The organism is Solidesulfovibrio sp. C21, from assembly GCF_047785625.1.
Classification (GTDB): Bacteria; Desulfobacterota; Desulfovibrionia; order Desulfovibrionales; family Desulfovibrionaceae; genus Solidesulfovibrio.
Genome location: NZ_JBLODY010000011.1, coordinates 51,843 through 68,849 on the forward strand (window position 1 = coordinate 51,843; position 17,007 = coordinate 68,849).

The 17,007-nt window shown below is 59.2% G+C and carries 21 protein-coding genes; 16 read left to right on the forward strand and 5 right to left on the reverse strand.

What is annotated here, in order from left to right:
• Nucleotides 1-15: 15 nt before the first annotated feature.
• A complete protein-coding gene (locus ACMZ6R_RS05870) occupies nucleotides 16-906 on the forward strand; it encodes a LysR family transcriptional regulator ArgP (RefSeq protein WP_416109950.1) in 891 nt (296 codons plus the stop codon).
• An 8-nt stretch (nucleotides 907-914) separates the two neighbouring features.
• Here ACMZ6R_RS05870 and ACMZ6R_RS05875 read toward each other — a convergent pair whose 3' ends face one another.
• The gene (locus tag ACMZ6R_RS05875) at nucleotides 915-1,121 is read right to left on the reverse strand and encodes a hypothetical protein (RefSeq protein ID WP_416109951.1); all 207 of its coding nucleotides are present in this window, start codon (nucleotides 1,119-1,121) and stop codon (nucleotides 915-917) included.
• A gap of 63 nt (nucleotides 1,122-1,184) precedes the next feature.
• Nucleotides 1,185-2,327, reverse strand: coding sequence for a radical SAM protein (locus ACMZ6R_RS05880; RefSeq protein ID WP_416109952.1), 1,143 nt, complete (start codon nucleotides 2,325-2,327; stop codon nucleotides 1,185-1,187).
• A 900-nt stretch (nucleotides 2,328-3,227) separates the two neighbouring features.
• On the opposite strand from ACMZ6R_RS05880, the gene ACMZ6R_RS05885 reads away from it, so the two are divergent.
• The 15 genes from ACMZ6R_RS05885 (at nucleotide 3,228) to ACMZ6R_RS05955 (ending at nucleotide 12,844) form a co-directional block, all read left to right on the forward strand.
• Entirely contained in the window at nucleotides 3,228-3,665 is a 438-nt protein-coding gene (locus ACMZ6R_RS05885) for a helix-turn-helix domain-containing protein (RefSeq protein ID WP_416109953.1), read from the forward strand.
• A gap of 107 nt (nucleotides 3,666-3,772) precedes the next feature.
• A complete protein-coding gene (locus tag ACMZ6R_RS05890; protein WP_416109954.1) occupies nucleotides 3,773-3,922 on the forward strand; it encodes a hypothetical protein in 150 nt (49 codons plus the stop codon).
• Between the two features lie 3 nt (nucleotides 3,923-3,925).
• Nucleotides 3,926-4,423: a hypothetical protein gene (locus tag ACMZ6R_RS05895; protein WP_416109955.1), complete on the forward strand. Its 498-nt coding sequence runs from the start codon at nucleotides 3,926-3,928 to the stop codon at nucleotides 4,421-4,423.
• Nucleotides 4,420-4,605: a hypothetical protein gene (locus tag ACMZ6R_RS05900; protein WP_416109956.1), complete on the forward strand. Its 186-nt coding sequence runs from the start codon at nucleotides 4,420-4,422 to the stop codon at nucleotides 4,603-4,605. Before ACMZ6R_RS05895 ends, ACMZ6R_RS05900 begins: the two co-directional genes overlap by 4 nt.
• The gene (locus ACMZ6R_RS05905) at nucleotides 4,602-5,444 is read left to right on the forward strand and encodes a PD-(D/E)XK nuclease-like domain-containing protein (protein WP_416109957.1); all 843 of its coding nucleotides are present in this window, start codon (nucleotides 4,602-4,604) and stop codon (nucleotides 5,442-5,444) included. Before ACMZ6R_RS05900 ends, ACMZ6R_RS05905 begins: the two co-directional genes overlap by 4 nt.
• Nucleotides 5,441-6,571, forward strand: coding sequence for a hypothetical protein (locus ACMZ6R_RS05910; protein WP_416109958.1), 1,131 nt, complete (start codon nucleotides 5,441-5,443; stop codon nucleotides 6,569-6,571). The genes ACMZ6R_RS05905 and ACMZ6R_RS05910 overlap by 4 nt, the downstream gene beginning before the upstream one ends.
• A gap of 20 nt (nucleotides 6,572-6,591) precedes the next feature.
• Nucleotides 6,592-6,738 (forward strand): hypothetical protein, encoded by a 147-nt coding sequence (locus tag ACMZ6R_RS05915; RefSeq protein ID WP_416109959.1) that lies wholly within the window; start codon nucleotides 6,592-6,594, stop codon nucleotides 6,736-6,738.
• Between the two features lie 101 nt (nucleotides 6,739-6,839).
• Nucleotides 6,840-7,718 (forward strand): hypothetical protein, encoded by an 879-nt coding sequence (locus ACMZ6R_RS05920; protein ID WP_416109960.1) that lies wholly within the window; start codon nucleotides 6,840-6,842, stop codon nucleotides 7,716-7,718.
• A 2-nt stretch (nucleotides 7,719-7,720) separates the two neighbouring features.
• Nucleotides 7,721-7,912 carry a hypothetical protein gene (locus ACMZ6R_RS05925; protein WP_416109961.1) on the forward strand — a complete coding sequence of 64 codons (192 nt, stop codon included), beginning with the start codon at nucleotides 7,721-7,723 and terminating at the stop codon, nucleotides 7,910-7,912.
• A gap of 2 nt (nucleotides 7,913-7,914) precedes the next feature.
• Complete coding sequence (locus ACMZ6R_RS05930; protein ID WP_416109962.1) at nucleotides 7,915-8,112, forward strand: hypothetical protein; 198 nt, start codon at nucleotides 7,915-7,917, stop codon at nucleotides 8,110-8,112.
• 2 nt (nucleotides 8,113-8,114) lie between these two features.
• The gene (locus ACMZ6R_RS05935; protein WP_416109963.1) at nucleotides 8,115-8,339 is read left to right on the forward strand and encodes a hypothetical protein; all 225 of its coding nucleotides are present in this window, start codon (nucleotides 8,115-8,117) and stop codon (nucleotides 8,337-8,339) included.
• Nucleotides 8,340-8,410: 71 nt separating this feature from the next.
• Nucleotides 8,411-8,686, forward strand: a complete 276-nt coding sequence (locus ACMZ6R_RS05940; protein ID WP_416109964.1) for a hypothetical protein — start codon at nucleotides 8,411-8,413, stop codon at nucleotides 8,684-8,686.
• A gap of 2 nt (nucleotides 8,687-8,688) precedes the next feature.
• Nucleotides 8,689-9,729, forward strand: coding sequence for a DUF5131 family protein (locus tag ACMZ6R_RS05945; protein WP_416109965.1), 1,041 nt, complete (start codon nucleotides 8,689-8,691; stop codon nucleotides 9,727-9,729).
• A complete protein-coding gene (locus ACMZ6R_RS05950; protein WP_416109966.1) occupies nucleotides 9,726-11,696 on the forward strand; it encodes an ATP-binding protein in 1,971 nt (656 codons plus the stop codon). The genes ACMZ6R_RS05945 and ACMZ6R_RS05950 overlap by 4 nt, the downstream gene beginning before the upstream one ends.
• A complete protein-coding gene (locus ACMZ6R_RS05955) occupies nucleotides 11,693-12,844 on the forward strand; it encodes an iron-containing alcohol dehydrogenase (protein ID WP_416109967.1) in 1,152 nt (383 codons plus the stop codon). The genes ACMZ6R_RS05950 and ACMZ6R_RS05955 overlap by 4 nt, the downstream gene beginning before the upstream one ends.
• Before the next feature lie 191 nt (nucleotides 12,845-13,035).
• Here the strand turns inward: ACMZ6R_RS05955 and ACMZ6R_RS05960 are convergent, their stop codons facing one another.
• The 3 genes from ACMZ6R_RS05960 to lepA form a co-directional block, all read right to left on the reverse strand.
• Nucleotides 13,036-14,082 (reverse strand): AbrB family transcriptional regulator, encoded by a 1,047-nt coding sequence (locus ACMZ6R_RS05960; protein ID WP_416109968.1) that lies wholly within the window; start codon nucleotides 14,080-14,082, stop codon nucleotides 13,036-13,038.
• 152 nt (nucleotides 14,083-14,234) lie between these two features.
• Complete coding sequence (lepB, locus tag ACMZ6R_RS05965) at nucleotides 14,235-14,834, reverse strand: signal peptidase I (protein ID WP_416109969.1); 600 nt, start codon at nucleotides 14,832-14,834, stop codon at nucleotides 14,235-14,237.
• A gap of 102 nt (nucleotides 14,835-14,936) precedes the next feature.
• Nucleotides 14,937-16,739, reverse strand: a complete 1,803-nt coding sequence (gene lepA, locus ACMZ6R_RS05970) for a translation elongation factor 4 (protein WP_416109970.1) — start codon at nucleotides 16,737-16,739, stop codon at nucleotides 14,937-14,939.
• Between the last annotated feature and the right edge of the window lie 268 nt (nucleotides 16,740-17,007).

A 17,007-nucleotide genomic window follows, 5' to 3' on the forward strand; every position in this document is an offset into this window, starting at 1 on the left:
ATAAGGATGCAATAAATGCTAGACAACAATTTGCTAGAGGCATTTGGTCTAGTCCTTGATTGTGGCGGCTTCGAAAAGGCTGCAAAATCATTATTCATTTCTCAATCTGCTGTCTCGCAACGTATTAAACAACTCGAAGACTATATGGGACAAGTCCTTATTGTAAGGACATCCCCCCCCAGGGCCACCTCTGCAGGTAGACAGCTTTTTAAACACTACAAGCAAGTTAAGTGCCTAGAGAATGAAGTACTATCTAATGTACTCTCCGGTGCAAAAAATAAATACACAGTGCTTACTGTCGGCGTTAATGCTGACAGTCTGGCAACGTGGTTTTACGACATTATCAGCGAATTTACAATTGAAAACAATGTGTTAATCAATATAATCGTTGACGATCAAGATGAAACTCGTAAGTTACTTAAAGATGGCGAGGTAGTTGGATGCATTAGCGCAAGCAATGAACTTATTCAGGGATGCTCGTATCATTACCTAGGAAGTATGCAATATAGTTTTGCTGCAAATAAAAACTTTTGCCAAAAATGGTTTGGGAATGGTGTCAGTTATGCCAGCGCCGCAGACGCTCCAACGGTAATGTTTAACACAAAAGATAACCTCCACTATAAATTGTTCAAAAATATTTTTCAAAAGATTCCACCAGAATTTAACACTCATTACATGCCCTCACCAGAGCGCTTACTCGACGCCGTCTTATCTGGATTGGGTTATGGCGCGGTTCCTAATATGCAAGCGGATAAATATTTTAAAAACGGTGAACTTGTTGACATTTTTCCAGGTGTATATATCGACGTCAACCTTTACTGGCATTGCTGGAATATTGACTTCAATTATTTAAAGCAATTCACTTCTGAAATCCAAATAAAATCACGTGAACTGCTAACCCATTAATATATGATTCATCCAACCTCTTCCATGTCGGTATTCTTTTCTGTTATTTTTTCAAGAGCACGCCGCAACGTCTCGACAGCTTCGTCACGTATACCAATACAGCCCTCCACTCCATTTTCATATCGAAAACGCAATAACGTCATTTTTTGTTCCCGGGAAATTATTGGCTCCATAAACTTAACGATAAACGGGATGAGATATTCAGCCTGGGACATGGGAACCTCCATCTGATTTTTTTGTAATTATCACAACATTACGTTAGGATAATTACCTTTCACTTACATTCGATACTTTGACAGCAACTTCTCCGCGATTATCTCTGATATCCTACTAGGCAGACTTGCGTCTCGAAACGAAGCCAACTCATTCTGTTTTTCTGTTTCATATATACTCCTACATTCACACTCTAAGTTTAAAATATCTTCGATACTTTTGTGAACATTAAAATTATTTATTGCTTGATACAAGTCGCCATTACACCGATAGCAATTGCTAACATAAAGCTTCGGTGTTGGGTAAAATTCAAACCCACCAATACGCAATTCAAAGTCAAGTTTTTTAATTAAATTTTTCGCTTCAATTACGATATCTCTCAGCATCCACCCACTTGGTATTTGGTAAATTCCTTCTGAATAAAAATAATCTACCAACGTCCACTTTTGTATACTTGTCGGCTCCAGCGAAACAACATCAGTCAGCCCATTTATCTTTTTCAAACTCGATATTACATCAGCAATTGATTCGTTTATTGTCAGGAAAAGTGGTTTTACTGTTATATATGTCAACAACTTAAATTTATTTTTTTTAACAATTATTGCTGCACGAGCATAATCTTCAAATGAGAACCCTTTGTTTATACAAAGGTCACGAACCACTTCAGAACTTGACTCAAGACCGATCCCTATTTCAACAGATGTATTCTTCAATAAATTTTGCACCACACTCATTGATTCTTCTGTAACAAATTCAGGCCTACTTTCTATGATGACATGTTTTATTTTACTATTGGAATCAATAATCTTTAATATTTCCGAGAAATCATAGTCACGTATTTCTTCGCGGCTCAACAATGATCCAGCGTTATAAATACACACAATCGGATATTCTTTAAAATCATATTTTCCATAGGCACTTTTGAACTGCTGAAGGTGATATCCTTCTGGCATGAGATCCCCTTTTGTTGTGCCGTGGAAATGGCCACACATGGAGCAACCTCCATAATCTAGTTTACACCACGAGCATCCTATCCCTCTCAAGTAAAATATTATCCTTTTTACCTGTTTACCGTCTAGATACCCTGTACTTATTGATGACCCTGCTATCTTAGTTAATTCATAGTTATTAGATGAATACGGAGAAATATTCTTAAGCTTTTGAATCATATGCGTTAATACGCGATGTTCATTAGTTATCGCTTCCATAGTATTACCTCTCCCTAAGGTTGCATCGCCCGTTGATGGGGATTGTTTATGTTCATGCCCTTGGGAAATCAAATCAGTAGTTTTTATACATCATTAGCAATTCTTATTTCATATTGAACAAATCAATTTTTTTGAACAACTATTCATGCTAACCCCTCGGCATTATAGTGGTATGACTAGACGCTCTGTTTGAAAGCGCCCCGTCCTCAGCAGCCAACGCTACGGATGGATACACATCCACCCGAACACTCTCCCTATCCCGTCCATCGCTCGTCAATCTGGCTCATAGCTTCCCGACAGCGCTCAATCATACGCGATTTTATCCCACATTTTCAGTATACTAGATTTGTATCTATCCATTGTTGACAATTTTAGACTTACGTCTATTATTTGCATCAACGACGCCCACCACGAACCGAACGCACCGCGCCAATCTGGCCGGAGCCAGTAGCGAACGGGTGGGCGGGCCGGAACCAAGCCAGATGCCAAGAGCCGGATAACCGGGATGACGAGCCCAGCCAGAGGCGGGACGCTCCCAAAGGGACGGAAGGACGCAAAAGGCGCGGGGAAGGCAGGTATTAAGACTAATTGAAGAACTGAACTTGTAAGGAATCCTTACAGGCTAGGTCTTTGACAACTTGGCCCCTTACGCAGCGAGAGCAGCGCACAACCGCGTGAGCCGGCGAGCGCAGGGGCCCCGAGATGGCCGGGGAAGCCATTATGCCGGGGCCGACACGAGTCGGCCCCGATCGGGATTCAACGCGGTGCCACAATTGGTAGTACTTGGGACATCGCGTTGAAACTCGACTGAATCAATACCTCCGTGTATCACCTATTAACTTTAGCCGAAATTGTCCGACTCATAACTATGGACAGTTCACAAAACCTAGCGAGGACGCCATGGATTTTGAGATAGCTATGGAACGGATCCAGAGCATTACGGGGAGCCGGACGCAAACGGAACTGGGAAATATCCTAGGCATCAAACAGTCCAGCATATCCGACGCTAAACGACGGCAGGTAATCCCCGACGGTTGGCTCGTTACGTTGTACAGGCGTTATGGCGCGAATCCGTCCTGGATACTAGGTGAGGCTGAATCCCCCTATCTGGTTGAGGGTCATAACCAGGAAACACCTACTAGCAAGATTAACGCTACACCTGCTCCTCTTTCCAAACAAAAATCAAAATCCACGACACGGGAACTTCTGGAGGCTCTACGCGCTCAGCTCGGCGACGCGTTCGAGGTCGTCATCGTTCCTGCGGGGACCACGATAACCATTCCGCACCACACGAGAACTCCCATTTATACCAATGAGGACGATGAAGTAGCTAAATAGTTGTCTATGCGTCGGCCATAGTCGTGGCTTGATGAAGACTACCTGCGGATGGGCCGCAACACTTAGGGTCGCTCTATAGAGTGGCCCTTATATTTTCAGGAGGTGGCATGCACGACATAAAACACGCGTTTGCGGGGCTGGCGATTATCGCGGCGGTCGTTGTGGCCGCCTTTTTTATTTCCGCGCCCATGCGCGGAAGCACCAATAGTCAATATGTCGGCTTGCCATCCGAGGTCGGCATGTGGGGAGGGAGATAAGCCATGCTGTATGAATTTCAGACACCGAAGTTACCCGGCCAGTTCGTGCCCGAATTTACGGCCACTCACGAAGAAGACATCGTGAAGTACCACGCTAAGTTTGCGGCGCAGTTCCACACGGAAAACTCCACCATGCCGCTGGCGGGAAAAGACTTTCGGATCGTCCCGGCCCTGCCGCAGCTTTCGGCCATGGTCTACATGCGCGCTCTCCGCGACCTTCTCAACATGGACTACGCCACCACGGACGCCGACGTGCCCGGGAGAGTGGCCGCGCTCTATGTCGCCATGGGCATAGTTCTGAACATCGCTGACGAGTTCGAGGGCGGCGGCGAGGCCATGAGCAACGCCCTGGCCGAAATCGCAGGTCTGGCCGCGGCGGCCTTCGGACAGGTGCAGCACGGCGACCCCTGGCCCCGGCGTAAGGGATTGGAAGTCATGCTGGCCGGTTCCATGGCGCGCGAACTGCGGCTCGAGCAGGAGTTGCGGGAGAAGGCGGCATGAACGCCATCCCCACCAGCATCGCCCCCGAGCATACGGCAGTCCTCGCCCGGCTCACTGAGCAAGACCGGACCGACATCGAGAAGTTTAAGCGTCTCGCGCCGGCAGAAATGCGCAATGCTCTCCAGATGGCCGTTGTCGCCTGCTACCTGCACATGGGGAGGTCCCGGGAGCAGGCGGTATGACTGCCATTCCCGAGCGCGGCATCGTCCAGGGGCTTTCCCACGACGATTACCATGCGCATCACGCCGTTTCCAAGTCCGGCCTGGATCGCCTGGAAAGGAGCCCGGCCCACTTTCGCGCTTACATCTCCGGCCAGGACAAGGACACCGAGGCCAAGAGGTTCGGCCGGCTGTGCCATCTCGCCATCTTGGAGCCGGATCGCTTTGCGGCAGAGACGGTCCTGTCCCCGGAAATCAACCGGCGCACCAATAAAGGCAAAGCGGAGTGGGAAGATTTCTGCCGGATGCACGCCGGCATGGAGATCGTGACCACCGAGGATATGGAGACCCTGCGGCATATCCAGGAGTCGGTCCTGTCCCACCCCACGGCCGGAGGGCTCCTTTCCTGCCGGGGCACCCCAGAAGTTTCCGCATTCTGGACGGATCAAGGAGACAAAGACCATCCCGCAACCGGTATTTCCTGCCGCTGCCGGCCTGACCTCGTTTTGGGTGGCGGCGTCATCGTGGATTTGAAAAGCGCCAGGGATGCCAGCCCGAGAGGATTTGAGCGGGCTGTGGCCGAGCACAGGTATCACGTCCAGCAGGCCTTTTACCTGGATGGCTACGCGGCTGCCGGCGGATTCGCCGATACATTCCTCTTCATCGCCTTCGAGAAGGAAGCTCCGTTCGCCTGTTGTGTCCACCAGCTCCAGGCGAAAGACGTGGCGGAAGGGCGCGCGGCCTATCGCCGCAACCTTGAAACACTGGCCAGTTGCCGTGCTGAAAATCATTGGCCGGCCTACGCCGACGATATTGTGCAAATCACCCTGCCCGCTTGGGCACGCAAGGAGATGAGGATATGAGCGAGACTCTGCCCGACCTGAAAAAGGAATCTGCCGCAGCTTCCCCTGACGTTGTCCTTGGGTTCGGCAACGCTGCCGGCTTCGCTATGCTGCAACGGGCAGCCAGCCTGCTGGCCAACTCCACGTTGGTCCCGGAGGCCTACCGGAAATGGATCAAAAACAAGAACGACAAATTCGGTCCTCTCGTCGAAAACGAAGCCGCCCTTTCAAACTGCGTCATCGCCCTCAATATGGCCCAGCGGTTGGAAGCCGATCCGATTATGATCATGCAAAACCTGTATGTGGTCGAAGGCCGGCCTTCCTGGTCTTCGCAATTCATCATCGCTGCCCTGAACACCACGGGCCGTTTCTCTCCGTTGCGGTTTCGGATCAGCGAACCGGTGAACAAGACGGTCCAAGTCACGACGGTGAATTGGGTCAACAAACAGAAGCAGGAGAAGAAGGAAAACATCGAAATCCAGGACCGGACCTGCATCGCCTGGGCCATTGAGAAGGAGACCGGGGAACGTCTGGAGAGCCCGCCTATCTCCATCGAAATGGCCGCCAAGGAAGGTTGGCTCACCAAGAAGGGTTCGAAGTGGCAGACCATGCCCGACCTGATGCTTCGCTACCGAGCCGCCACCCTGTTCGGACGGCTCTATGCCCCAGAAAAACTGATGGGGCTGCAAACCGAGGAAGAGAACCGGGACGTCTACGAGCTAGAGCCTGCCAACGGTGGCTATTCTCTCCCTGAAGCCACCCCCGCCGACCATACCGCCGACATCCTGAAGCGTGCCGCACAGGGCCAAGATGATCATCCCCAGGGTACCGCTCCCGCCGCCACCAACGGCCAGAAGAAGCCCCGGGCCACGACCGCCATGCGGGATGGGGCCGCGAAAGCTGTCACCGACGCGGGATTGGACCTCGCTGCCATCGAAAAAAGCTTCGGCGCCTATTCCAAGGACTGGAGCTACAGCCAGTGCGAACAAGCCCAAAAGATGGCGGCCGACGCCCAGGAACAGCCGGCCGAACCCCATGAAGAATCATTCGAGTGCCCCAACAACGGCGCTACGGTCAGGCTGTCCGTTGAGTGCGCGGCTTGCGACCAAAACGGCCTGTGCCCGTCCACGGACGGGAAGAACGCCTGAACGGGAAGGAGCCTACCCCCATGACCGAACCCCTGCGTTGCTATCTCTGCAAAGCCGAGGCGGACCACCTCACCAGCATCAAGAACCCGAACCCGGCGGATAAGCTCTATTCCATCGCCGTCTGTGACCGCTGCTTTGAAAACAGCAAGCGGAACCAAGAAAAATAGGCCCCCTCTCGACCTTCCCCCGGTCGAGGTTTGGTCCCGGCCGGGAATCCCCCTCCGCCCGGCCGGCATCCAAGCCCAAAATCAACAAGAGGAGATTCCCTATGCCCGAACCGAACTTGCCCAACATCGAGCACCAGGCCCCGCCGCTGCACTCCGTGCCGCCGAAGACCAAGGCCCGAAAGCTGGCCGATGGGGGATCCGTCGCAGCCAAGCCCTCGCCGGCCCATGTCGAAGCCGCGGCTACCGACAACAGCCAGGCCGAACCCGTGGACCTGACCCTGGCCACCTTCGCCGCCGGCGTCCACGCTCCCGTCCCTTATGAGCAGGACGTGGCCCTGGCCTTCTGGCGCGACAGCGTCATGGATCGCGCGGAGAAGGCCAGGGCCCGGGACGTGCTCCTGGCCCGAAACGCTGAGCTTACGGCCGAGGTCACGGCCTATGCCGACGAGATGGGCGAGCTCCTGGACGACCTCAAAAAGGCCAACCTGCCGCCCGATTTGGCCTGTACGGCGAAGAACCTGCTCATGCTCATCGAGATCGACAAGGGCATGACCGTCAAGGCCATCGCCGAGGCGTTGCAGACCGTGGCCTATGACATGAAGTCCCGGCTCATGGACAAGTACAAGAGCGCCGTCAAGATCAAGCTCGGCTGCACCCCCGATCCCAACGACATGGACTCCATGATTGTGTTGGCCGAGGTCTCACCTGAGATGCCGGCTCAAGCCACGGGCGGCCGGTTGACGCTGGCCTCGGACGGCACCGTTGTCACCCGGCGCGAGTCGGCCCAGGCCTTTCAACTCAAGCTCCAGGAGCCTGAGCCGGACCCCCTGCAGGAGATGTTCGGCAAGGCCGACGGCGAAGCCTTTGGCGATCTCCTGCGTTCCAAGGGTGTCAAGGAACTCACCCTGGGGACCGGCGACAACCAGGTTAAGGTCAAGCTGGCCAGCGGGAAGGCCACGGCCGCCAAAAAGGCGGCGTAGCCATGAGAGACCTGAAATGCACCATCGTTATCAGGGGCGAACAGAACGATTCAACCGTTTCTGTTGAATTTGAGTTCGACCCGCCAGTGAGAAAAGACGGCCTCTATGACGGTTCCGGTGTCGCATCCATTGTCCAGAGGATGATGTCGGTAGTGAAGTCGTCGGAGAGCGATGACGAGGTTGAGGAGGGGTAGTCGTGGCGCGCAAGGACATGATTTCGGTGGAGGACCTGGAGTTTCGGACCGAAACCAACGAGGCCATCATCATCGAGTACTGCGGCAGGGAAATAACCCTGCCCAAAAGCCAAATCGAATGGCCCGAGGACGCCACCAGGGGGAAGCTCATCACCGTCGAGATGCCCGAGTGGTTGGCCGAAGACCGGGGGATAATCTGACCATGGCAATCCACACCTATCGGTATCGGTACTCGGCAGAGGTCGAAATCACAGTGGACGACGACAAGGCCCCCCAGCAGCAGGCTGAAGAGATAGCCGGCCAAGCCGTGGAAGAACACGCGTACCAGATGATTGACGGCGACACTTATGGCCTGCTCGGCAAGGAAGTTCTTTCCCCTGGCGTCACGGGCGAAGTCGTCAAAATGGCTACCTGGGACCGTATTTAGCACCCGCCTCCGACCTGGCCTGTCCTGCGAGGGCCAGGAAATGACGCAGGGACACGAGAAGGAGAACGACCATGGGTGCATGTGCATGCGAAGGCGAGAATCTGGACATCCTGAGCAGCAAAGTCATCACGGCCAGAAAGGCGCACAAGTGCAGTGAGTGCGGCAAGGAAATCCGTTCTGGCGAAAACTATCAAAAGTTTGTCGGTGTCACCAGCGAAGGCATGTTTGAAAGCAAGATGTGTTTGTTTTGCTACAACGTCGTGAAAGACCTTCGAAGCATGGGCTACTGCGTCGTCTTCGATGGGCTTTGGAACTTGGTGGAACAGATCGAACGGGGTGATGTGTAGCCATGGCCGACAAATCAAAAATCCAGTGGTGTGATGCCACGATCAATCCGGCCTACGGCTGCTCGCCCGTGTCGCCGGCCTGCGACCATTGCTACGCGGCCAGGATGGCGGGCAGGCTCGGGGCCTTGACCGATGGGACGCATAAGGATGGCAAGTGGACGGGCAAAGTCAACCTGCGTTCCGAGAGGATGCTTCAGGCGCTCCGCTGGCAGCGACCGCGCCGCATCTTCATCGGGTCCATGACGGACTTGTTCCACGAGGCAGTGCCGGATTGGTTTTTAGATGAAGTCTTTGGGATCATCCTGGCCAATGCACACCTGGAAAGGCAGGCGCGCCATCAGTTCATCATCCTGACCAAGCGCCCGGAACGCATGTGGTCCTATTTCAGCCAGGAGCCGCCCACGGCCATGATCAGGCGGTGGGCGACGGCCAACGACGGCGTGATCATCATGGACAATCCCGACGTGTACTTTTCGGAGGCCGTAGGCGGCCACTGCTCCGGGGAGTGGGATGAATATGGCCGGCTGGCCGGCGAATACAAGGATTGGGGATTCGCCAACGGGCTGTACCCACTCCCGAACACGATCCTCATGACTACCGTCGAAGATCAGCCCCGGGCGGATGAGCGCATGCCGCACCTGATGGAGTTGGCAGGCATGGGGTGGAAAACGGGGGTGTCGGTGGAGCCGATGCTTGGGCCGGTAGACCTGACCGGCGTGGAGATTCCTCGCGCCTATGGGACCTGTTTGCTCAACGCCCTGACGGGTGAATTACGAGGGCATGGCACCGGCACTTCACTTGGGATGACGGGAAAGATTTCATGGACAATTGTCGGTTGCGAATCAGGCCAACATGCCAGGGCTATGAACATAGAATGGGTGCATAACCGATATCCCCGCCTTGCGGTCCACGCAAGGATTTTACCCGACCCGCCCTTTCCATTTGCCGGAGGCGATGGTAGCGTCGCCCAGCCTCCGTATGACAGCGAACCTTGGCCTCAAGGCGGCGCGACCCCAACCCCACCGGGAATCCCGACGGCATGACCTCCGCCCGTTTCTCCCTGACACGCTCTGTTGGCGGCGCGGTATTGCTTACGGTCGTGTGCGTCAACACCCTGCTTCTGGCCGCTTTCGGCATGCTGGATTATGCCGGCGAAAAGCAGCGCCTGGACACGGAACTGCGCTACGACCTGTCGGCCATCGCCGGCCAACTCGCCGACAACCTGGCCATGCCCCTGTGGTATCTCGAAAAAGACCACGCCGCCCGCCTCGTCGACGGCGTCATGCGCAACGAACGCATCGCCGCGGTCGTGGTGACCGAACAAGGTAACAAGGGCATCTCCATCGGCCGCACCCGGGACCGCGACTGGAAGCCCACCGCCCTGACCGAACGGCCGGCCCTGTCCGACGTCATCGGGGAGCGGCGCGAAATCCATTACGAAAACACCCGCCTCGGCACACTGGAGCTGTTCGCCACCCGCCGCTTCGTCGCGCAAGACCTGCACCGTTCACTGCTGCGCATCCTCCTGCGCATCCTGGGGCTCAATGCCGCCCTGGCCCTGGCCCTGGCCGTGGTCGTGCGCTGGCGGATCATCCAGCCGCTGTCGCGCCTGGAGCGCTACGCCGCCCGGGTCAGCCTCGGAGACGACGCCCCCGGCGACCCGGCGGAACTGGCGGACCTGCGTTTCGAACTGCAAAGCCTCGGGCGCACCATGCAGTCCACGGTCCAGCGTCTGTCGGCCGCCCAGCGCAATTACCGCGACATTTTCGAGAACGCCACCGAGGGCATCTTCCAGACCACGTTCGACGGCCGCATCCTCTCGGCCAACGCCGCCATGGCCGGCATGCTCGGCTACGATTCGCCAAAGGCGCTCATGGACGACATCACCGACGTCGGCCGACAGCTTTTCCACAACCCCGAGGAGCGCCGCGACATGCTGAGCCGTCTGGTGAGCGAGGGCAGCGTGACCGACTTGTTGGTACGCTTCCTGCGTCGCGACGGGCAGACCATCTGGGTGCGCCTCAACACCCGGCTGGTGCGCGACGCTTCCGGCAACCCGCTTTATACCGAAGGCACCCTGTCCGACGTCACGGCCCGGCTCCGGGCCGAGCGGCGGCTGGAGATCCTCAACCGCCACCTGCGCGAGGCCGTCAGGGAACGCACCGGCCGGCTGGCCGAAAAGGCGGCGGAACTGGAGGCCGCCAACGCGCGCCTGACCGAACTCGACCGGCTCAAATCGGGATTTCTGGCCACGGTCTCCCACGACCTGCGCACCCCGCTGACCTCCATCATGGGTTTCGCCAAGCTCATCGCCCGCGACTTCAACCGCTTCTTCGCCCCCTTCGCCCAGGGTGACGGACGCAGCGACCGCCTGCGCCGCCAGGCGGAGCGCATCACCGCCAACCTGGCCATCATCGAAAGCGAGGGCGAACGCCTCACCCGGCTGATAAACGACTTCCTCGACCTGTCCAAGATCGAGGCCGGCCGGGCCCAGTGGCGCGACGCCGCCGTCATCCCGGCCGCGATCATCACCCGGGCCGCCGACGCCGTCAGCGCCGACTTCGAGGCCAAGCCGGAGGTGGCCTTTTCCATGGAACTGGCCCCGGACCTGCCCGCGCTTTTGATCGACCCCGATCGCTTAAGCCAGGTGCTGGTCAACCTGCTCGGCAATGCCGCCAAGTTCACGGACGAAGGCCATGTGCGGCTGCGGGCTTTCCGGCGGGACGGCATGCTGCGGGTGGAGGTGGCCGATTCCGGCCAGGGCGTGCCCCGGGAGTCCCTGGAAAAAATCTTCGACAAGTTCCACCAGGCCCAGGCCGGCGACACGATGGAGGAAGGCCGCCGCCGCAAGGGCACGGGCCTGGGACTGGCCATCTGCCGCCAGATCGTCGAACACTACAAGGGCCACATCTGGGCCGAATCCGAACTCGGCCGCGGCAGCACCTTCATCATGGAACTGCCCCTGCCCATAACCGTCGGCCCGAACGCGGCCACGGAGGAAACGTCATGACGACCACCCGTCTTTTTTGCACCCCGCCCCGCCTCCAATTCGGTCCTCGCGCCCTGGAACACGTCGGCCGGGAAGCCGCGCGCCTGGGGAAAACGGCCCTTGTCGTGACCGGCCGCTCCTCCTCGACCAAAAACGGCTCACTGGAGCGGACCTGCGCCCTGCTGACGGCGGCCGGGGTCGCGGCCGTGCCCTTCGCCCGGGTGGAATCCGATCCGAGCCTCGATACGGTGACGGAAGGCGCGGCGCTGGCCAGGGAAAAAGGTTGCGACGTGCTCGTGGCCCTCGGCGGCGGCAGCGCCATGGACGCGGCCAAGGCCATCAGCTGTCTGCTGGCCAATCCCGGGCCGCTGGCAAACCTCGAAGGCGCAACCGGCCTCAAACAGGGACCGCCGCTTGTCGCCGTGCCGACCACCGCCGGCACGGGCAGCGAGGTCACGCGGGTCGCCGTCCTCACCGACACGGCCCGCAAGTACAAGCTGCTGCTGGTCGGCGAAACGCTCATGCCGGCGGCGGCCATCCTCGACCCGGAGCTGACCGCGTCCATGCCGCCAAAGGTGGCCGCGGCCACGGGCATGGACGCCCTGACCCACGCCATCGAGGCCTACGTCTCGAAGCTGGCCACCCCGCTCTCCGACACCCTGGCCCTGGCCGCCATCGAGACCATCGGCACCAATCTGGCCCTGGCCGTGACCGCCCCGGACAACCTGCATGCCCGCGCGGCCATGCTCTATGCCCAGATGCAGGCGGGGCAGGCCTTCTCCAACGCCTCGGTCGGCCTCGTCCACGCCATGTCCCGGCCCATGGGCGCGCGCTACGGCGTGCCCCACGGCGCGGCCAACGCCATGCTGCTGCCCCATGTCGCGGCCTACAACCGGCCGGCCTGCCCGCAACGCATGGCCCGTATCGCCGTGGCGCTCGGACGATGCATCGACGGCATGGACCTGGGAAAAGCCTCGCGCCAGGCCGCCATCGCCCTGACGGAACTGGCCGCCGAACTGCCCCTGCCGCGCACCCTGGGCGACGTGGGCGTGCCGACGGGCGATCTGGCCGACATGGCCCGGGAAGCGGCGGAAAACGGCAGCAGCCGGGTCAACCCCCGCCGCCCGAGCCCGGAAGACATCGCTTCGATATACCACGAACTCGCTTAGGGAACGGAAAGGGGAAGGATGCGAGAGGGGAACCCTTTTTGAAAAAAGGGTTCCCCTCTCGCGCTCTCCCCTCCCCAAAACTTTTAACGGTTACGGGTGGTCAAACGACAACACGCTGTAACCATTAAAAGTCTTTAGGATGGGGGTCCGGGGGAAACCCTTTCTTCAGAAAGGGTTTCCCCCGGCCGGCGTTATCCGCCCAGGCGCACGGCCCGGCTGGCCAGAAAACGGGCCATGGGCGGGGCAAGGAACGTCACCAGGAAGAAGCGGACCGTCTGGAGCGTCATGACGAAGGACAGGTCGACGGGACTTGTGGCCGCGATGATGGCCACGGTGTCCATGCCGCCGGGACAGGTGGCGAGGTAGGCGGTCAGGGCGTCGACCCCGGCCAGGCGCACGATGACCCAGGCCAGCACGCCGCAAAAGCTCATGAGCGCGACGATGGAAGCCAGGATGGCCGGCAGGGAGCGCGCGGCGTGCAGCGCCACTTGCCGGGTGAAGCCAAGCCCGATGCGCCAGCCGATGGCGGCGTAGGTGGCGGCGAGAAGCCAGGCCGGCACCTCGGCGATGGCCACGCCCGAGAGGTGCAGCGCCCCGCCCACGGCCATGGGCGCGAGCATGGCCCCGGACGGAATGTGCGTGCCGAACCCGACCAGCGCCCCCAGGGCGAAAAGTCCGAGCAGCGGCAGCAGCGTCTGCCACTGCGGGGCCGGGAACCAGACCACGTCGAGCCAGGCCGAGCCGCCCCTCCCTTGCCAGAAATGCGCCACCAGCGAAGCGGCCAGGGCCACGCAGATCACGCGCAGGTACTGCATGAAGGCCACCAGCCGCGCATCCGCGCCGTTGGCTTCGGCCATGACCACCATGGCCGTGGCCCCGCCCGGGGACGTGCCCCAGATGCCGGTGGTTTCGGGCATGACGTGGCGGCGGTAGAGCAGCCAGCCGAGCACGCCGCTGGCGGCGATGGTGGCCAGGACCACGGCCAGGAACAGCGCCCAGCGGCTTAAAAACGAGGGCAGAATGTCCGGAGTGGCAGCCCGGGAAATGAAGGCTCCGACAACGGTCTGGGCCAGGATGTAGGGGGCGCGGGGAAGCGCGATGTCGCCGCCGCCAAGGGCCAGGACGATGCTGGCCAGCATGGGGCCGATCAAGAGCGCGGCCGGCAGGTGCATGCGCCACAGGGCCGCCGTGGCCGCCACTGTCATCGCCGTCAGCAGCAACCATTTTTTCACTTGCATGCGCGCTCTCCCCGGACGGGCGGCGGGGCTCCGCCCCGGACCCCGGCAGAGGCTCCGCCTCTGCACGCCGCCGGGGGGCTTGATGCCCCCCGGTAGGGTGGTCCGGGAGGGGCAACGCCCCTCCCGGCCGCCGGAGGCACCCCTATCTACCTCTACCGCACAAGGCGGCCGATGCGGCTCCAGCGGATGTCGGACGGGCCGTCCCAGGACCAGTAGATGACCCAGGCCTTGCCCCGGATCTTGTCCTTGTCCACGAAGCCCCAGAAGCGGGAATCGTAGGATTCGTCGCGGTTGTCGCCCATGACGAAGTATTTTCCGGGCGGCACGGTGATGGGGCCGAAATTGTCGCGACGGGCCTGGAGGCCCGGATCGGTGTGCTTGACGTAGGGCTCGTCGAGCTTCTGGCCGTTTCTGTAGACGACCTTGTCCTTCATCTCCAGCACGTCGCCGGGCACGCCGATGATGCGCTTGATGAAGTCCTTGGAGGTGTCCTCGGGAAACTCGAAGACGATGACGTCCTCGTGCTGGGGGTTCTCGAGGGGCAGAATGGACTTGTCGGTAAAGGGGATGCGGGTGCCGTAGAGGAATTTGTTGACCAGCAGGTGGTCGCCTATAAGCAGCGTATCGAGCATGGAGCCGGAGGGGATCTTGAAGGCCTGGACCACGAAGGTGCGGATGACGAAGGCCAGCACCAGGGCTACGGCCAGGGCTTCAAGATATTCCAACAGCAGCTTTTGCCATCTCGGGTTCATCGTCGTGATTCCTTGTTTTCAGGGGCGGCGGGACGGGCAGGCCCGCGCGAGCCGCGCGCGGACGCCCCGGCCGTGGTCGGAGGTTCGGGAAAGGCGGGCCGGTTAGTCGTCTCCGGCCTTGAGCGCCGCCAGAAAGGCTTCCTGGGGCAGTTCCACGTTGCCCATGCGCTTCATGCGCTTCTTGCCTTCCTTCTGCTTTTCCAAGAGCTTACGTTTTCGTGTAATGTCACCGCCGTAACATTTGGCCGTGACATTTTTCCCCATGGGCGAGTTTCGCTCGCGGGCGATGATCTTGGTGCCGATGGCCGCCTGGATCACGACCTCGAAGAGCTGGCGCGGGATGACGCGCTTGAGCTTCAACGCCAGGGCCCGGCCGTAGGAGTAGGCGTTGTCGCGATGCACGATGACGGCCAGCGCGTCGACCGGGTCGCCGTTGATCATGATGTCGAGCTTGACCAGGTCGGAAGCCCGGTAGTCGATGATCTCGTAGTCGAGGGACGCGTAGCCGCGCGTGGCCGACTTGAGCCGGTCGAAAAAATCGTAGACGATCTCGGCGAACGGCAGTTCGTAGGTGATGATGACGCGGCTGGCCGTGAGATAGCGCACGTCCTTCTGGATGCCGCGTTTTTCCTCGCACAGCTTGAACACGCCGCCCACGTACTCGTTGGGGGTGTGGATCTCGAGGCGCGCATAGGGCTCGTAGAGGGTGGCGATTTCCTGGGTCTTGGGCAGCTTGCTCGGGTTCTCGATGGAGATGGTCGCGCCGGAGAGCGTCTCCACCTTGTAGATGACCGAGGGCGCGGTGGCGATGAGGTTGGCCCCGAACTCCCGCTCCAGCCGCTCCTGGATGATCTCCATGTGGAGCAGCCCCAGAAAGCCGCAGCGGAAGCCGAACCCGAGCGCCTGGGAGGTCTCGGGCTCGTAGGTGAAGGCGGCGTCGTTTAAGCGCAGCTTTTCCAGGGCGGTTTTTAAGACCTCGTACTCGGCCGCGTCCACCGGGTACAGGCCGCAAAAGACCATGGGCTTGATTTCCTTGAACCCGGGCAGGGCCTCGGTCGCACCGTCCTCGGCCGCGGTGACGGTGTCGCCCACGCGGGCGTCGGTCAGGGTCTTGATGTTGGCGCACAAAAAGCCGGCTTCCCCCGGCCCGAAGCTCGGAATGTCGATGGGACCCGGGGAAAACGCGCCCAGGCGGATGACCTCGAAGGTCGCGCCCGTGGACATCATCTTGATGCGCTGCCCATGCGTCACCGTGCCCTGGACCACCCGGAACAGGACCACGACGCCCTGGTAGGAGTCGTACCAGGAGTCGACGATCAGGGCTTTGAGCGGCGCGTCGGCATCGCCCTTGGGCGGCGGAATCTTGGTGATGATCTGTTCGAGGACCATGTCCACGTTGGCCCCGGTCTTGGCCGAAACGGCCACGGCATCGGCGCAGGGAAGCCCGATGACCTCCTCGATCTCGGCCTTGACCGCCTCGGGGTCGGCGCTCGGCAGGTCGATCTTGTTGAGGACCGGGATGATCTCCAGGTCGTTGTCCAGGGCCAAAAACACGTTGGCCAGGGTCTGGGCCTCCACGCCCTGGGTGGCGTCGACCACGAGCAGCGCCCCCTCGCAGGCGGCGAGGCTGCGCGAGACCTCGTAGGAAAAATCCACATGGCCGGGCGTGTCGATGAGGTTTAGGATGTAGTCGGTCCCGTCGGCGGCCTTGTAGGGAATGCGCACCGTCTGGGCCTTGATGGTGATGCCGCGTTCCCGTTCGATGTCCATGCGGTCGAGGTATTGCTCGCGCATCTCCCTGGCGGGAATGAGGCCGGTGAGTTCGAGAATGCGATCGGCAAGAGTCGACTTGCCGTGGTCGATGTGGGCAATGATGCTGAAATTTCGGATGCGAGCGATGTCCATAGGATGAGGGAGCCTTTGGCGAAGCGACGCCAGGAGTCGGCTAGGCACATAATGGAAGGCGGTGTCGAGGTCAATGCGGGCGAGGGGGCAGGCCGGGGCCGGAAGCGAAACCCGCCCGTTGCGGCATGGCCTAGGGACATTTTCGTGGGGTTTGACACATTTTTCACTTGGTATTCCCCTGGCCCTGGTGTATACGAAGTGCACTCATGGGGACGGCCGGCTCCGGTACTACATCCGGCCACCCACGTATAACGCGGAAACGTTAAAC

What these genes read in the sequence shown, in the direction of transcription:
- ACMZ6R_RS05870 (WP_416109950.1), top strand. Translation starts at nt 16, where the DNA reads ATGCTAGACAACAATTTGCTAGAGGCATTTGGTCTAGTCCTTGATTGT.
- ACMZ6R_RS05875 (WP_416109951.1), bottom strand. Translation starts at nt 1,121, where the DNA reads ATGTCCCAGGCTGAATATCTCATCCCGTTTATCGTTAAGTTTATGGAG.
- ACMZ6R_RS05880 (WP_416109952.1), bottom strand. Translation starts at nt 2,327, where the DNA reads ATGGAAGCGATAACTAATGAACATCGCGTATTAACGCATATGATTCAA.
- ACMZ6R_RS05885 (WP_416109953.1), top strand. Translation starts at nt 3,228, where the DNA reads ATGGATTTTGAGATAGCTATGGAACGGATCCAGAGCATTACGGGGAGC.
- ACMZ6R_RS05890 (WP_416109954.1), top strand. Translation starts at nt 3,773, where the DNA reads ATGCACGACATAAAACACGCGTTTGCGGGGCTGGCGATTATCGCGGCG.
- ACMZ6R_RS05895 (WP_416109955.1), top strand. Translation starts at nt 3,926, where the DNA reads ATGCTGTATGAATTTCAGACACCGAAGTTACCCGGCCAGTTCGTGCCC.
- ACMZ6R_RS05900 (WP_416109956.1), top strand. Translation starts at nt 4,420, where the DNA reads ATGAACGCCATCCCCACCAGCATCGCCCCCGAGCATACGGCAGTCCTC.
- ACMZ6R_RS05905 (WP_416109957.1), top strand. Translation starts at nt 4,602, where the DNA reads ATGACTGCCATTCCCGAGCGCGGCATCGTCCAGGGGCTTTCCCACGAC.
- ACMZ6R_RS05910 (WP_416109958.1), top strand. Translation starts at nt 5,441, where the DNA reads ATGAGCGAGACTCTGCCCGACCTGAAAAAGGAATCTGCCGCAGCTTCC.
- ACMZ6R_RS05915 (WP_416109959.1), top strand. Translation starts at nt 6,592, where the DNA reads ATGACCGAACCCCTGCGTTGCTATCTCTGCAAAGCCGAGGCGGACCAC.
- ACMZ6R_RS05920 (WP_416109960.1), top strand. Translation starts at nt 6,840, where the DNA reads ATGCCCGAACCGAACTTGCCCAACATCGAGCACCAGGCCCCGCCGCTG.
- ACMZ6R_RS05925 (WP_416109961.1), top strand. Translation starts at nt 7,721, where the DNA reads ATGAGAGACCTGAAATGCACCATCGTTATCAGGGGCGAACAGAACGAT.
- ACMZ6R_RS05935 (WP_416109963.1), top strand. Translation starts at nt 8,115, where the DNA reads ATGGCAATCCACACCTATCGGTATCGGTACTCGGCAGAGGTCGAAATC.
- ACMZ6R_RS05940 (WP_416109964.1), top strand. Translation starts at nt 8,411, where the DNA reads ATGGGTGCATGTGCATGCGAAGGCGAGAATCTGGACATCCTGAGCAGC.
- ACMZ6R_RS05945 (WP_416109965.1), top strand. Translation starts at nt 8,689, where the DNA reads ATGGCCGACAAATCAAAAATCCAGTGGTGTGATGCCACGATCAATCCG.
- ACMZ6R_RS05950 (WP_416109966.1), top strand. Translation starts at nt 9,726, where the DNA reads ATGACCTCCGCCCGTTTCTCCCTGACACGCTCTGTTGGCGGCGCGGTA.
- ACMZ6R_RS05955 (WP_416109967.1), top strand. Translation starts at nt 11,693, where the DNA reads ATGACGACCACCCGTCTTTTTTGCACCCCGCCCCGCCTCCAATTCGGT.
- ACMZ6R_RS05960 (WP_416109968.1), bottom strand. Translation starts at nt 14,082, where the DNA reads ATGCAAGTGAAAAAATGGTTGCTGCTGACGGCGATGACAGTGGCGGCC.
- lepB (WP_416109969.1), bottom strand. Translation starts at nt 14,834, where the DNA reads ATGAACCCGAGATGGCAAAAGCTGCTGTTGGAATATCTTGAAGCCCTG.
- lepA (WP_416109970.1), bottom strand. Translation starts at nt 16,739, where the DNA reads ATGGACATCGCTCGCATCCGAAATTTCAGCATCATTGCCCACATCGAC.